The organism is Vibrio crassostreae (genome assembly GCF_041439375.1).
In the GTDB taxonomy this organism is placed as follows: Bacteria; Pseudomonadota; Gammaproteobacteria; order Enterobacterales; family Vibrionaceae; genus Vibrio; species Vibrio crassostreae_D.
In genome coordinates this window covers 60,236-75,308 of record NZ_JBGONY010000013.1, presented here as the reverse complement: position 1 = coordinate 75,308, position 15,073 = coordinate 60,236, and the positions used below count along the sequence as shown (strand labels likewise).

The 15,073-nt window shown below is 44.1% G+C and carries 11 protein-coding genes; all 11 read left to right on the top strand.

Annotated elements, in window-relative coordinates:
* The first annotated feature begins 1 nt into the window (after nt 1).
* The 11 genes from ACED45_RS08090 (at nt 2) to ACED45_RS08040 (ending at nt 15,032) form a co-directional block, all read left to right on the top strand.
* Entirely contained in the window at nt 2-499 is a 498-nt protein-coding gene (locus ACED45_RS08090; protein WP_108083055.1) for a prepilin-type N-terminal cleavage/methylation domain-containing protein, read from the top strand.
* Nucleotides 496-858 carry a type IV pilus modification PilV family protein gene (locus ACED45_RS08085; protein WP_108083056.1) on the top strand — a complete coding sequence of 121 codons (363 nt, stop codon included), beginning with the start codon at nt 496-498 and terminating at the stop codon, nt 856-858. Before ACED45_RS08090 ends, ACED45_RS08085 begins: the two co-directional genes overlap by 4 nt.
* Nucleotides 858-1,580 (top strand): PilW family protein, encoded by a 723-nt coding sequence (locus tag ACED45_RS08080; RefSeq protein WP_371713711.1) that lies wholly within the window; start codon nt 858-860, stop codon nt 1,578-1,580. The genes ACED45_RS08085 and ACED45_RS08080 overlap by 1 nt, the downstream gene beginning before the upstream one ends.
* A complete protein-coding gene (locus ACED45_RS08075) occupies nt 1,570-2,028 on the top strand; it encodes a hypothetical protein (protein ID WP_055318986.1) in 459 nt (152 codons plus the stop codon). Before ACED45_RS08080 ends, ACED45_RS08075 begins: the two co-directional genes overlap by 11 nt.
* Complete coding sequence (locus ACED45_RS08070) at nt 2,025-6,395, top strand: DUF6701 domain-containing protein (protein WP_371713710.1); 4,371 nt, start codon at nt 2,025-2,027, stop codon at nt 6,393-6,395. The genes ACED45_RS08075 and ACED45_RS08070 overlap by 4 nt, the downstream gene beginning before the upstream one ends.
* A gap of 150 nt (nt 6,396-6,545) precedes the next feature.
* Nucleotides 6,546-7,589, top strand: a complete 1,044-nt coding sequence (locus ACED45_RS08065; protein WP_017062957.1) for a rod shape-determining protein — start codon at nt 6,546-6,548, stop codon at nt 7,587-7,589.
* Between the two features lie 94 nt (nt 7,590-7,683).
* On the top strand, nt 7,684-8,571 hold the full coding sequence (gene mreC / locus ACED45_RS08060) for a rod shape-determining protein MreC (RefSeq protein WP_048657962.1): 888 nt from the start codon (nt 7,684-7,686) through the stop codon (nt 8,569-8,571).
* On the top strand, nt 8,561-9,049 hold the full coding sequence (mreD, locus tag ACED45_RS08055) for a rod shape-determining protein MreD (RefSeq protein WP_004735926.1): 489 nt from the start codon (nt 8,561-8,563) through the stop codon (nt 9,047-9,049). The genes mreC and mreD overlap by 11 nt, the downstream gene beginning before the upstream one ends.
* Nucleotides 9,050-9,056: 7 nt before the next feature.
* The gene (locus ACED45_RS08050) at nt 9,057-9,659 is read left to right on the top strand and encodes a Maf family protein (protein WP_333918673.1); all 603 of its coding nucleotides are present in this window, start codon (nt 9,057-9,059) and stop codon (nt 9,657-9,659) included.
* Between the two features lie 20 nt (nt 9,660-9,679).
* Nucleotides 9,680-11,149, top strand: a complete 1,470-nt coding sequence (gene rng / locus ACED45_RS08045; RefSeq protein ID WP_017061363.1) for a ribonuclease G — start codon at nt 9,680-9,682, stop codon at nt 11,147-11,149.
* Nucleotides 11,150-11,159: 10 nt separating this feature from the next.
* Nucleotides 11,160-15,032, top strand: coding sequence for a YhdP family protein (locus ACED45_RS08040; RefSeq protein ID WP_371713709.1), 3,873 nt, complete (start codon nt 11,160-11,162; stop codon nt 15,030-15,032).
* Nucleotides 15,033-15,073: the final 41 nt, after the last annotated feature.

The following is a 15,073-nucleotide window of genomic DNA, read 5'->3' as shown; positions in this document are numbered from 1 at the left end:
TATGGAGATAAAGCCAAACAAAGGTTTCACTTTAGTTGAATTGATTGTGGTGATTCTTTTACTTGCGATTATTGCTGCTACAGCCATTAGCCGTTTTAATGGACGCCAAAGCTATGAGTTGTATGCCCTGCAAGGGCAGGTTTCTTCTGTTGTTCGGCAAGTTCAGCTGAATCGAATGCAATCTAACATGGATATGTCTGTGTCAGGTGCTGAAAGCTTACGTTTAGTGGCTGTGAACAATTGTATCGGTTCGCAATCTGCTTGTGACAACACATCTGCAACAAGAAGTGATGTTATTGCTAGTGATGATTATAGTTTCTCGTCTATACCGACCTCTAGCTACACTTTTCCAATTGAATTCAGCCTTTTAGGTAACCCTGAAAATACCGCCTCATCTGGTGTTCAAATTACCATCTCATCCAATAATAGTTCAGACAAGGCTTGGGTTTGTATCAATTCTCAAGGTTTTGTTTATCCAAGTAATCAGGTATGCCCATGAAGTACGTAAATAGTGGCTTTATGCTTATCGAGTCGATCATTGTTATTGTACTACTTGGTTTTGCAATGCTCGCATTTTCTACTTTTCTTGCACCACAATCCGCGCTTTCAGGGCAAGTGAATTATTCCAACCGAGCTTCAGCATTAGGTCAAAGTATTATGACTGATCTTTTAGCTCGAGATTACGGCTCGGTGAGCTCTGGTACTCCAATTGAAATCGGTAGCACTTATACTAATTTTGATGTGGACTTGGTTGTTGCCAACGATACACCAACTGCTTCGATGCAGAAATTTACGTTAACAATCACCGCAAGCAATAATCCTCCTATCACCTTAGTTGCTTACAGAGGGGAGTATTGATGAAGGGGAAAGGGTTTACGCTTATAGAGATGATTTTAGCTATTGTCATCTCAAGTATCGTCTTGCTTGGTGTCGCGAATTTTACTGAGCTTGGTATGAGAGGCTATTTTGGCTCTGTAGAACGCTTTCGACTGCAAACTGAAGCCAGGTTTGTATTGGAAAAGCTTTCTCGTGAAGTAAGGCATGCTGTTCCTAACTTGTTCCCTGCTTCTGTAAGTAGCGGTTGCGTATCATTTTATCCAATTGTTGACTCGGGTTTTTACGCTATATCAGGGGCAGACATTAATTTTCTAGTGAGTGACAGTGGAGCGACAAGCAGCTCATTACAATCTATGTCATTGGTTATAAACCCGACTAGGCCACATACGGACATCAACAACCTAAATAATATATACCCCCTTGATAGTGTGGTTCCTCCGAGCGCGTCCGCTGCCTATTTTTCTATTCCAAATGGAGCTAACACTCTTGTTAGTGAATCTGTAGGTAAAAGGCACTACATTTTTGACTCAACTAACCTTGTGGAGTATTGCCTTGCGAGTAGTAATTTACTAACTCGTAATGGTGTCACAATAAGTGATCGAGTTATGAGTGAGAATAGTACTTTGAGTTATCAACCTGCGGATGTTCAGAGTAATGGTGTTGTTGAGTTGACTCTCGAGTTTGCAGAAAATAATGAGTCCACAGTGTTTGAGCAAGATATACAGGTGATTAATGTCCCGTAAATCAACCCAAAAAGGTAGTGCGCTAGTCATTGTCATCTTTGTTATCGTGGTGCTTGGTTTCTTAGCGACAAGTTTGAGTCGAACTAGTTGGTCAGATAATGATTCAAACACTCGAGTTGTACTTGGTACACAAGCTTGGTTACTCAGTCATTCTGTTAATGAGTATGTTATGACTCAGTTTTATCCGGACCCTGATCCTCAGGCTTCTTCTGCTGTTGCTAGTGTTTGTAGCAGTAACGATCTCCAGCCTGGTGGTGGGATTTTTACGGTAGCAAGCTCTATGGTTAACACCGCCCCGGTGAATTGTTCTCTTGAGCGAATACAGTGTTCCAATCGGGGAGAACTTGATGGCTTTGTTTTCTATGTTCTAGAGTCTTCGGTAATTTGCGGTTCCGGTGTGAGCCAAGTTCAACGTAATCAAGAACTTTGGGTGAAGGAGGCTGAATGAAGCATCTAAGTATAATATTTGCGCTGCTATTTTTTTCTTTTCCTGCTTTCGCAGATTTTTCTTCGTCTCAATGTAGCTCACTTCATGCTGGAGGCGATTTCTCTGTATGGTTTAAATTAGAGCCTTCATCTGGGCAAGACACTATTTATGCAACCAAAAGGAACGGTGGTAGCCCGACGCCAATTTGGAGCAACGATAGTGGCGTTCGAAACCCTGTCATTGATGATAATGAAACATTAAATGGTGAGTTTTATGAAGTTTGGCTTGAATATGAAAGTAGCTCGAATAAGTCAGGATGGCTAACTTATAATTTATGGGAAGGAAGCTCTTGGCGACAAGTTGGCTCGCCTCAATTTGCTGACCTTTCAGGGCTTTCTGCAGCGATTGCTGTATCGGGAGATGGAGCGAGTGAGGTTCAGTGTGATGATGGTATAACTCAACCACCACCAAGCTATGTCTCGCAAGCGCAGTACCAGTTTGGAGTTGCGCAATGTACAGGCTCAGAATGTAAGATTCCTCTAAATAAACCCTTCACGAATACACCACTTGTGTTCGTAATGCCTACTATTACTTCAAATAATCCTGACTTAGATGCTCCCGCAACGTTAGTTGTGACTAATGTTACGAAAACGGAAGCCACTATCGAGCAAATTAAAGCGCCTAAAAATGGTGGGGGCGCTGATTTAAACAGCCAACCAATGACTGAGGTGAGCTATCTTGCTATCGAGCCTGGTGTGGCAGATTTTAATGGTCATGAAGTTATTGCTGGTTACTTGGATACGAATAGATACAAATCAAAAAATGGCACAAATGGTAATGCCGATTCCGTTGCATATTCTACATTTGGAGCCCAACAAGCTTTTAATTCCCCAGTTGTTCTTCATCAACTTCAAACAAGGAATAATGGTAGTAGATGGGTGACATCCGGAAAACTTCTTGGGGGCAATGACAATAATGAAGCGAGGCTATTTTTAGAGTTATCGGCATCAAGAGTTGGTAATAATTACCAAGACGAACGGGTGGGTTTTATCGCAACAAATGCCACAAGTGGCTCAATGCTTGAAGTCGATGGGTATAAGGTTCAATTTGCAAGAGGGTATGATACACCCAGTCAAAACGGTAATGACCCAATGTTGGATGGCTGTGAGGATAAGTATGCTACCACCTCTCTAGCGAATGTTGATGGAATCATCGCCAATAAACAAGAGCGGGCTGGTGGACACGGAGGCTGGTTGCGTCGATGTAATATCAATAACGATCAGGTTAGTTTTGTTGTCGATGAAGACTTTAGAGACCGCACGCATATACCTGAAGAGGTTGGTTACTTTGCTTTTGAAATTGACGATATTTCAATTGATATTTGTGAAATATTTCCTGCTCCAGCGAGTTCTTGGAAGAATAATTCTCAAGTAACATTCAATAATGCCCCCAACTTTCCTAATGGTGAGCCTTTGAAGTATTTCATCGGCGGATGGAGTGGTGAATCTTGCTCTCCAAGCGAAAATAATTGCCAAGATATCAGGATGGGGTTTGACCGATTAACTGATTATTCTAATTACCAGTACACATGTCAGACTGGTACTTGTGCTACCGGTGGTGAAAAGGTTGACGCAAGTAAACTCCCCTCAATTAACTTTCCAGAGTTAAATGGTGATGTAGTATTCAGCAACTCAAGACCTGATGAAATTGATCAGACCGGAAGTTGTGAGGCTGCTTTAGTAGGGGATACATGCCACCCTGCAGGGCAAGGCGATGGCGTGATTAATATAAACGTGGATCTTAATTCACTAACTTTAGCGTATGGTGGTTCTGATTACCCAGTTGAATACCGATTCCCAGCGAATAAAAAAGTGTATATCGGAAATCTTACATCTAATAGTTCAAATGTTACTTTGGCGGTTGGAGCAAATACCTATCATTATTTCAAGACACTAAAGTTTAATAGTACGAATAATACGATTAAGGTGAGTTCTAAGTCGGCGATATTAATAAAAGATTCATTAATCTTTAATAGCCCGGCAGACGTGAACAATGATCACGTTAGTGATGATTTGATTTTCTATGGCCCTGAGGCTGATGCCACATTCAACATCGCATCAGGTGCAATAGTTAATGCGCATATTTTATTTGATTCGATCCAGTTTAATAATGGTGGAACGATCGGAGGTTCAGTTATAACCAATAGCTTAACCATACATGATGCCAATACTGTGATCTTAGGACAGAATAGTTGTTACAGCCCCCCCGCTAGTTATCAATTGGATTTGACGCCTAACAAAGACTTCTCTCTATTGTGTGAAACCCCACAAGTGACGGTCACCGTAACTGATTCTCAAGGGAATCCAGCCACTGAGCAAGTTGAAGTTTATATTACGACACCTACCGGCATAACCGTTGATAGTGTTATTGAGGGACGTCATAACGGTGGCAACTCTTATTCGACAAATTTATCTGGGATATTAACACTCGGTTTGGATGCTTACTCAATTGGTACTTATAAAATTGAGGCTGAACTGGCGTCAGACTCCAATCAAAGTGACTCTGGCGACTTTTTAGTATCGCTATACAAGTTTGAAGCGAGCGATATATATGCTGTAGCCGGTCTGGCTGCGAGCTTTGACCTGAAAGCTTTGGCTTGTAAAGATGATACGGCAACACCTGTTTTAGGCTATCAAGGGGATAAAACTCTCAATGTCTCGGACTTTTCATTGGTGAACCCCACTTCTACCCAGGGAGCCGTTGATGGAAACTTATTGGTAAAAAGTAAGAGCGACTGGAGCGATACCTCGGTAGTCTTTGAATTTGACAGTTCCGCTCAAACTACTGGTTCAATTATTTACAGCGAAGTCGGTAAAGTTAGCTTCAAACTTTCCGATCCTACTTTTGAATGCCCTACGGGATATGATTGTGAAGATAATGATGGTGACAGTTGGGACTCGTTAGAAGGTATCGTTGAGGTCTATATCAGACCTTGGAAATTTGCCATCTGCACGAGCAATAATTCTGATGGAAACAGTAGTGGTGAGAGTGCGTTTGCTGCTGCTGGGGAAGAGTTTGACGTGTTTGCTAAACCTATTCGGTTCACGAGTGATGCAAGTCAGCAATGTAATAATAGCTTGGTAACACAAAACTATTTGCTTTCTTCAGGTGCAGTAGGTGCAACTCATACATTAGATACACCTAGTAACAGTGGTGCAGTATTAGGTAGTTTAGAGCCGACTAGTCAACTTACTCAATCTAGCTCAGATATAGTACTTGCTGATAACGGCTATAAATTTAAAAATCTAAAATACTCAGAAGCGGGTAGTTTTAATTTTGAAGTGGCCGAAGACTCGAATAGTTTTTATGGCAAGATTCTTGGTGGCTTCTCTGGCAGTAAATCAATTGGCCGCTTCTATCCGAAGTACTTCCTGCAAGAGAACCCTGAATGGAATGTCGCGAATCAAAACGACATTGCTTATTTGAGTCAACCTTACGACTCAAGCGTTCATCAAGTGTATCCAATGGCATCTGGTGAGAGTGATACGGATGATGCGCTCAATAACTACCGATTCTTCAGTTCAGACCTGCAAGCTAGCTTTGGTATTCTGGATGACACCAGTATAGATAATGATTTCTTGCTAGATACGGACGCTGGAACATGGTCTGCTGATCGTAAACATTGGTTACTGAATGACAATGCAGCTGAGCTGCAAAGAGTTACGGATTCTGATGGGGTTAGCCGCAAGGATAATCCCTTTAATACATCGGATACTAACTCTACCGTTACTCATTTCGGTTTAACGGTAGACGGTGCTGATCCTGTGTCATTTACGGACTCTGACCCTGTTACTGATTCGGCAGTATTCCCAGTCCAACCTCCGGTCCGCTATGGCCGAATAGTACTCGATGATATTGGTGGCAATTCCGGTTCTACTTTAACGATTCCACTTCGTGCTGAGTTTTGGAATGGCAGTGAGTTTGTTGTTAACGAGGAGGATGACCGCAGTATCTTCAATGGGGCTAATACTTGTAAACAAGTTATTTGGCACAGTGAAGGGGCGGCAACCACTTTAGCTTCACTTAACGGTAGTGGAAATGTGGATGAGGGAGAGGAAGAGGTCACAGCAAATCAAAATACGCCAGCAGGTATAGATTCGCCACGTGAACAAGTCCGTTTGTGGTTAAGAATGGATGACTCGGAGCCAAGTAAGAAGACGGGCGAAAATGACATATCATGTTCTGGTAGCGATCAAGACCAGCCATGGCTGCGCTACAACTGGCGACAGTTAGGCGATGAAGATCCCTCTACCGTAGTCACATTCGGCATCTACCGCGGTAACGATCGAGTGATCTATCGAGGAGAAAGTGGCTTAACAGGTCAGTAATAATATAATTTTTGCCCCTTAAGTTAGGAATCTGTAAGAAATTACGGGTTTCAGTCCATGTTTGTACTTCAATGCCTTGCCGTAACAGCAAGGCATTGGTACATTTAGTACAATTTTTGTCTTCTAATTCTTGCAGGATGAGCGAAGAATATGTTTAAAAAACTTCGTGGCATGTTTTCAAACGACCTATCGATTGATTTAGGTACAGCCAATACCCTTATTTATGTAAAAGGCCAAGGCATTGTTCTTGATGAGCCTTCAGTTGTAGCTATTCGCCAAGATCGTGCGGGTTCTGCAAAGAGTGTCGCTGCTGTTGGTCACGCTGCTAAGCAAATGCTTGGTCGTACGCCTGGTAACATCTCAGCGATCCGTCCAATGAAAGACGGTGTAATTGCCGACTTTTACGTAACGGAAAAAATGCTTCAGCACTTCATTAAACAAGTGCATGATAACAGTGTGCTTAAACCAAGCCCTCGCGTTTTGGTTTGTGTTCCTTGTGGTTCTACGCAAGTAGAGCGTCGTGCTATTCGTGAATCAGCATTAGGTGCTGGTGCTCGTGAGGTTTACCTAATCGATGAGCCAATGGCTGCAGCGATTGGTGCTGGCCTACGTGTCTCTGAGCCAACGGGCTCAATGGTTGTTGATATCGGTGGTGGTACTACTGAAGTTGCGGTTATCTCACTAAACGGTGTGGTTTACTCGTCTTCTGTACGTATTGGCGGTGACCGTTTTGATGAAGCGATCATCAACTACGTTCGTCGTAACTACGGCAGCTTGATCGGTGAAGCGACGGCAGAGAAGATCAAACACGAAATCGGTTCAGCTTACCCTGGCGATGAAGTCGAAGAGATCGAAGTACGTGGTCGTAACCTTGCTGAAGGTGTGCCTCGTAGCTTTAGCCTAAACTCAAACGAAATCCTTGAAGCACTTCAAGAGCCTCTATCTGGCATCGTATCTGCAGTAATGGTTGCACTAGAGCAGTGTCCGCCAGAGCTAGCTTCTGATATCTCAGAAAACGGTATGGTACTAACAGGTGGTGGTGCACTGCTTAAAGACCTTGATCGTCTGTTAACAGAAGAAACAGGCATCCCTGTTGTTGTTGCAGAAGAGCCATTAACGTGTGTTGCTCTAGGTGGCGGTAAAGCTCTAGAGATGATCGACATGCACGGCGGCGATCTGTTCAGCGAAGAATAATATCTAGTGTTAGGCTCTTTTATTATCTAGTTTTATGTAAAGAGCCTAGGACCTTGTCTATAGGATCAAATGTAGCTCTAGGACCAAATATAGAATGAAGCCAATTTTTGGTAGAGGTCCCTCTCTACAATTGCGCCTGTTTTTTGCTGTAATTTTATCAGCCAGCCTTATGCTGGCTGATAGTCGTTTAGATGCTTTCTCAAATGTTCGCTATCTATTAAACAGCATGGTTGCGCCTATTCAATATGCAGCCAACTTGCCTCGCACTATGTTCGATGGTGTTTACGACCGTTTTAGCACTCGCAAAGGGTTAATTGAATCCAACCATAATATTAAACGAGAGGTCTTGCGACTGAAGAGCGAGCTGATTCTGCTTGAGCAATATCAAGAGGAAAACAAACGCCTTCGTAAGCTATTAGGCTCACCGTTTATCCGTGATGAGAAGAAAGTCGTCACAGAAGTTATGGCCGTTGATACTTCACCCTATCGTCACCAAGTCGTGATCGACAAAGGTCAGATTGATGGAGTATATGAAGGTCAACCGGTGATCAACGAGAAAGGCATTGTGGGTCAAGTGACCTTTGTTGCTGCTCATAATAGCCGTGTCCTTCTACTCACTGATGCAAACAATGCGATTCCCGTGCAGGTTATTCGTAATGACATCCGTGTGATTGCTTCGGGGAATGGCATGATTGACGAGATCCAGCTAGAGCACATTCCAACCAGTACTGATATACAGGAAGAAGATCTGTTGGTGACATCGGGTCTTGGTGGGGTGTATCCAGAAGGTTACCCAGTCGCCTATGTTACTGCCGTTGATTACGACCCGAAACGAGAATTCGCCGTTATCAAAGCAGAGCCTGTGGTTGAGTTCGACAAGCTCAGATACTTGCTGCTTGTATGGCCTGATGAAAATAAACAGATGCAAGCGGATCAATCCAGCATAGAACAAGCATTGTTAGAGGATGAAGATGGCCAATAGCGTTTTAAGAAGCAAGGTCGTAATTGGCTGCTCATTTTTAGTAGCCCTTATTCTGCAAACGATCCCTTGGCCTGGTAGCTTAGATCTATTTAGACCATCTTGGTTGCTGCTGGTTACGTGTTACTGGGTTTTGGCTCTGCCACATCGTGTTAACGTAGGTAGTGCTTTGATTCTAGGCTTATTGTGGGACCTTTTGATCGGCTCTACTCTGGGTATTCGAGGCATGATGATGGCAATAGTGATGTACATTATTGCGATGAACTTCCTCGTCATTCGTAACATGGCGTTATGGCAGCAAGCGATGATCATTGCTGCGTTAACAGTGTTGTTTGAGGTATTGATCTTCTTTGGTGAATATTTGATCCAAGATGTCGTTTTCAATCCATTATCGCTATGGAGCGCATTGATAAACTGTATACTTTGGCCTTGGATGTTTTTATTGATGAGACGCGTGCGTCGTCATTGGCATGTGAGGTAGCGTGACGATGGAAAAGAAACATTTAGTTTTGGCATCCGGCTCTCCACGCCGCAAAGAATTGCTATCTCAACTCGGTTATGAGTTCTCTGTCCTCGTAACCGATGTTGAAGAGTGTAAACACGCTCAAGAAACCGCCGAAGAATATGTTAAGCGACTATCTTTAGATAAAGCTTTAGCTGCGTTGTCTTTATTGAAAGATAACCCTTCTGAAAGGCAGCATGTCGTTCCTAGTTCTGATACTGTAGTTCTTGGGTCTGACACAGTCGTTGTTAGTCAAGGGCAAGTACTTGAGAAGCCCTGCGATTTTGCTGACTCTAAGCGTATGCTTACTCAGTTAGCGAATGAACGTCACCAAGTGATGACGGCGGTTTCTGTGGTTTCAGAAGAAAAACAAAGAACAGAAATCATTATTACCGACGTATGGTTTAAACCCCTCAGTGAAAAAGAAATAGAACAATACTGGCAAACAGGGGAACCATGCGATAAAGCCGGTAGCTATGGGATCCAAGGTTTGGGCGGACGCTTCGTTACCCGAATCGAAGGTAGTTATTATGCCGTTGTCGGCTTACCTTTATTTGAAACGGATCAGCTACTGCAAGAATTCTTATAATTACTAATCTGAGGTGCACCATGAGTGCTGAATTGTTGCTGAACGTGACCCCGAGTGAAACTCGTGTGGCCATGATTGAGGGGGGGGCTCTTCAAGAGATCCATGTCGAACGAGATGCTCGACGCGGTATCGTAGGAAATATCTATAAAGGACGTGTAAGCCGTGTTCTTCCGGGAATGCAGGCGGCTTTTGTGGATATAGGCCTTGAAAAAGCAGCTTTTTTACACGCCTCTGATATTGTTCCACACACTGAATGTGTTGCTGAAAATGAAAAGAAGCAGTTTCAAGTTCGTGACATTTCAGAGCTTGTTCGTCAAGGGCAAGACATTGTGGTGCAAGTGGTCAAAGATCCTCTTGGAACTAAAGGTGCCCGCCTAACCACGGATATCACTCTACCGTCTCGTTATCTGGTGTTTATGCCGGGCGCAAGTCATGTCGGCGTTTCCCAACGAATCGACAGCGAGTCTGAGCGTAACCGTCTTAAAAAAGTCGTGTCTCGTTACTGTGACGAACACGGTGGCTTCATCATCCGCACTGCGGCTGAAGGCGCTGACTCGAATGAACTTGCACAAGATGCCGCTTTCTTGAAGCGACTTTGGCTAAAGGTTCTTGAGCGTCGTGGTAAACACAAAGCGCGCACTCGCTTGTATGGTGAACTTTGCCTAAGCCAACGTATCTTGCGTGATTTTGTCGGTACTGAGCTGAGTAAGATTCAGGTCGATTCTCGTCTAGAGTATGAAAACCTAAAAGAGTTTACCTCTGAATACGTGCCAGAGCTGACAGACAAGCTTGAGCTGTATGAAGGTGATAAACCTATCTTTGATATGTACGATACCGAGAACGAAATTCAGCGTTCATTGGATCGTAAAGTCGAATTAAAGTCTGGTGGATATTTGATTATTGACCAAACTGAAGCGATGACCACTGTTGATATCAACACTGGCGCGTTTGTTGGTCGCCGTAATCTAGAAGAGACGATTTTCAACACCAACGTAGAAGCGACTCAAGCGATTGCTCGCCAGCTACGTCTGCGTAACCTAGGTGGCATCATCATTATCGACTTTATTGATATGTTGTCAGAGGAACATCGTAAGCGAGTGCTCACTTCTTTAGAGGCTGCGCTAGATAAAGACCGTGTGAAAACCAATATTAATGGCTTCACGCAGCTTGGTTTGGTTGAGATGACTCGTAAACGTACTCGTGAAAGTATTGAGCATATCCTGTGTTCGAGCTGTCCTGCTTGTGAAGGTCGCGGCAGTGTGAAGACCGTTGAAACCGTTTGTTATGAAATTCTTCGAGAGATCACGCGAGTGAATCGTGCATATGACGCCGATAAATTTGTGGTTTATGCGGCAGCTGCCGTAGCTGAGGCGTTAGAGGGCGATGAATCTCATGCGCTTGCTGAGCTTGAAGTCTTTATTGGTAAGCAAGTTAAAATCCAGGCTGAGCCTCTGTACATACAAGAGCAGTTTGATGTTGTTATGATGTAATGGAAATTTTGTGAGCTCAAGCGTTACTCTGATTCTACGTGCATGTTTATGGTTAGTGGTTACTCTCTTAGTAACGCTAGCCATTGCCGTAACTACACTGCGTGTAGCCTTACCCAATTTAAATAAGTATCAATCTGAAATTGAGCTTTGGGTAAACCAACATTCCGGTTTTGATTTTTCAATTCAAGACGTGGGCGGTTTTTGGCGTAACACTCACCCTTCTATTGCTCTGCAAGGCGTTAAAGCCAGCCTTCCTAATGCAGAAGATGTGACCTTTTCTGTCGAGCGTGTTGAAGTCGAGTTTGACTTGATTCAATCGCTTGTTCAAATGCGTCCGGTTGTGGCCGATTTGGTCATGAATCAAATGTATCTTGATATCCGTTCTATTGATCTGTTTGCCGGGCAAAATGGCAAAGACGAACCTAAAGATCCCGGTTCTTCCAAGCGAGTGGTACAAGAGCTCGATAATTTACTGCTGAAAACTTTGGTGGATGTGACCGCTAAAGATTCCTCTCTTTTGTATCGCACTATCTCTGATGAAGAACGTCAGCTTGATATCGAAACTCTGAAATGGCAAAACTCTGGTAAGCATCACCTTGCGGAGGGTGTGGTAAGTATCAAAGATGCCAATCTAAACTCTTTGTCAGTGAGTGCTAACTTTGTTGATGGCGGCTCGTTAACGGATATGACGGGCGAGTTTTATGTCAGTGCAGACAGCATTTCGGTTAAGCCTTGGTTAACTCGTTATATGCAGGCGGAATCCGGCATTGAGACGGGCACTGTGAGCTTGAATAGCTGGCTAACACTGCGTAATAGCAAACCTGTGAGCGCTTATGTTGAAGTTCTGCCTTCAGAGTTGACTTGGAAGGAAGATGGTAAGCATGACCTGATGCTTGAGTCTGGTATCTTTAAGTTGTCTCCGATTGATGATGGTTGGCAGGTAAATGGTCACTCACTAAACCTTAGAACGGATGATACACCTTGGCCTGAGCTCGACTTTGCGTTCAAGTGGAACCAAGGTCCTTGGGAGCTCAATGTCTCTGAATTAAACATTGAGACAATTACGCCGTTGATTAAGCTGATGCCTGACTCTGAACAATCAACCAAAATGATCAACGTATTGGCGCCGGGCGGTACTGTTTCTGATATCCGTGTCTCAATGGATTCGGGAATCGATAGCCTACGCTACTCTGCCAGCTTTTCTGATCTTGCGATTGAGCAATGGGATTTAGTTCCAGGTTTTAGCCAAGTGTCAGGCAGTGTGTTTGGTTCGGCTTCGGAAGCCAAAGCTAGTCTGCATGTGATTGATGATGTGTTCCCATATGGTGATGTTTTCCAAGCCCCTTTGAACATCAAGCAAGGTCAGGTTGATATTGTTTGGCAGCAGGATGAAAACGGCTGGAAACTGTGGTCGGATAAAATCACGGCAGCCACACCAGACTTACAAGTACTAGGCGCATTTCGCTTAGACTTTCCAAAGGATGCGAGCCCATTCTTATCCTTCTATGGCGAAGCGGACGCTTACAATGTAGGTGAAACATGGCGTTACCTGCCGACACTGGCACTTGGACAAGACCTGACCGATTACCTTTCAACTGCGATTCAAGCCGGTAAGGCTGATACCGTAAAGCTATTGTGGCATGGTGATTTATCTCATTATCCCTACACTAATCATGATGGTATTTTCCAAGTTTGGGTCGGATTAGAAGATGCTAAATTCAGCTTTGATACAGCATGGCCATTGATTACCGACCTTCAGCTCGATCTGCTATTTGAAAATGATGCAATGCATCTAGATTCTCGCTCTGCACAATTAATGGATGTGACTGCAGATCGCATCACTGGACGCATTCCTTATCTAGGGGAAGGTGGTCATATTGAGATTGAAGCTAAGGCAACGGCGTCTGGCAATGCGGTGCGTGATTACATGACGTCTTCGCCACTGGTTGACTCAGTAGGGGCCGCGTTAACCGCACTTCAAGTGAGTGATGATGTCTCTTCCGAGTTCCAGCTCAATATTCCGTTTGATTCTGAAAGAGAAGCAAGAGCATGGGGTTATGCTGACCTTAGTGGTAACCATGTTGAGATTGAAGCGCCGCCAATGGTGCTTGAGAACACCACGGGCCGTATCGAGTTTGATAATGATGTAGTGACAGCAAATGGCCTCGCCGCTGATTTGCTTAAGCAAGGGATATCGCTTGATTTTAAAGGTCAGAATGATGGCCCTGGCTACGCAGTTGATATCGATGTGTTAGGCGATTGGGATGTTAAACCTTTAGAACCTTACATTGGTGAACAATGGCTAAGTCGCTTATCTGGTCATGCGCAGTGGCAAAGTCAGATTGATATCCAACTGAATGACATCGGTTTTACCTACCAATTGGATTTGCAGTCTGATTTAAAATATCTCGCGAGCGATTACCCATATCCATTGGCCAAAAAGTCATTGGAAAGTGGCTCTGCAAGGCTACAAGCATCGGGTAACCAAGAGTCGATTACTGCGCGTTTGCAACTGCCGAATACTAAGTACCAAGCTGAAATCGATATTACAGGTGATGTGCCTGAGTTAACGGCGACTAACTTAGTTCTGGGTCGTGGTGGCTATAAAATTAGCCCTGTTGTGGGTCATCATGCACTGATTCGTACTGACAAGTTTAATGCGGATGATTGGTTATCTGTCGTGATGGAACCTGTACAGCCGTCAACCGCTGTGCTGAGTCAAATGAACACGCCAACCATTCCTGCGCCAAGTCGTGTGACCTTCGAAAGTAAAGAGCTGATTCTAGGTGGTATCTCTTGGAATGACGTTGATTTTAGTGCTCGTAAGAACAAGCAAGCTTGGCAAATGGAAGTGTCTAGCCAAGAGTTAGAAGGCGATATTAATTACCTGCCACCTTACGATTTGACCGTTTCACTGGATCGTCTACATCTGTTCGTTCCTGAGTGGAGCGACAAGAAAAATCAAGAACAACTGCTGCAACGTAAAGCACAAGAAGCGCCATTGATCTCTGAGCTAGATAGGAAGATCCACGATGTGATGCCGAACCTGAAGCTGACCCTGAACGATTTTTGGCTGCAAGGCTATAAGGTTGGCAAGGTCGATGTTGAGATGGCTAGACAAGATAATCGCATTGATTGGAAGAAGATTCAGGTTCGAAGCGGCGGCAATAAAGCGGATGTCAGTGGCTGGTGGGAACTGGACGGTGACAAGAGTCATTCCGCGCTAACGGTTGATGTTGAGGGTGAAAACAACAGTGAGTTGATGGAACGCTTTGGTATCACTTCAGGAATTCAAAAAGCACCATTTGCGTTAGAAGCTCAACTTGGTTGGGATGGTTCGCCTTGGGGCATTAAGATGGACACCCTTGATGGCAACGTGAAAACCAAGTTTGGTAAAGGCATTATCTCAGATGTGAGCGGCGCGGCTCGTCTACTTGGTCTGTTTAGCCTAGATTCGATCATCCGTAAGATGCAGCTCGATTTCTCAGATGTGTTTGATAAAGGCATGGCATTCAACAGCATCACAGGTACGGGCGAGATCCAAAACGGTATCTTCCTGACTAATGACTTGAATATGGATGCGGTGGCGGGTGAGATGAAGATCAAAGGCATCGCCAACCTAAATACGCGTCAGGTTGATGCAGAAGTGAACTTTACTCCAGATATCACTTCTGGAATTCCGGTATTAACGGCGTTTGCGGTAACCCCTCAAACGGCGCTGTACGTATTGGCGGTGACCACGGTTATTTCGCCGGTTGTTGAAGTCTTTACCCAAGTTAATTATTCGGTGAAAGGGCCATTGGATTCACCAACGGTGAGCGAGCTTTCTCGTAGCTCCGGTGAGTTCCAGCTACCAGAGAAACTCAGAAAGTTAGCCGAATAGGCCTTATATCCTAGTCAGCGAATATACGGTGAAATGCTGAT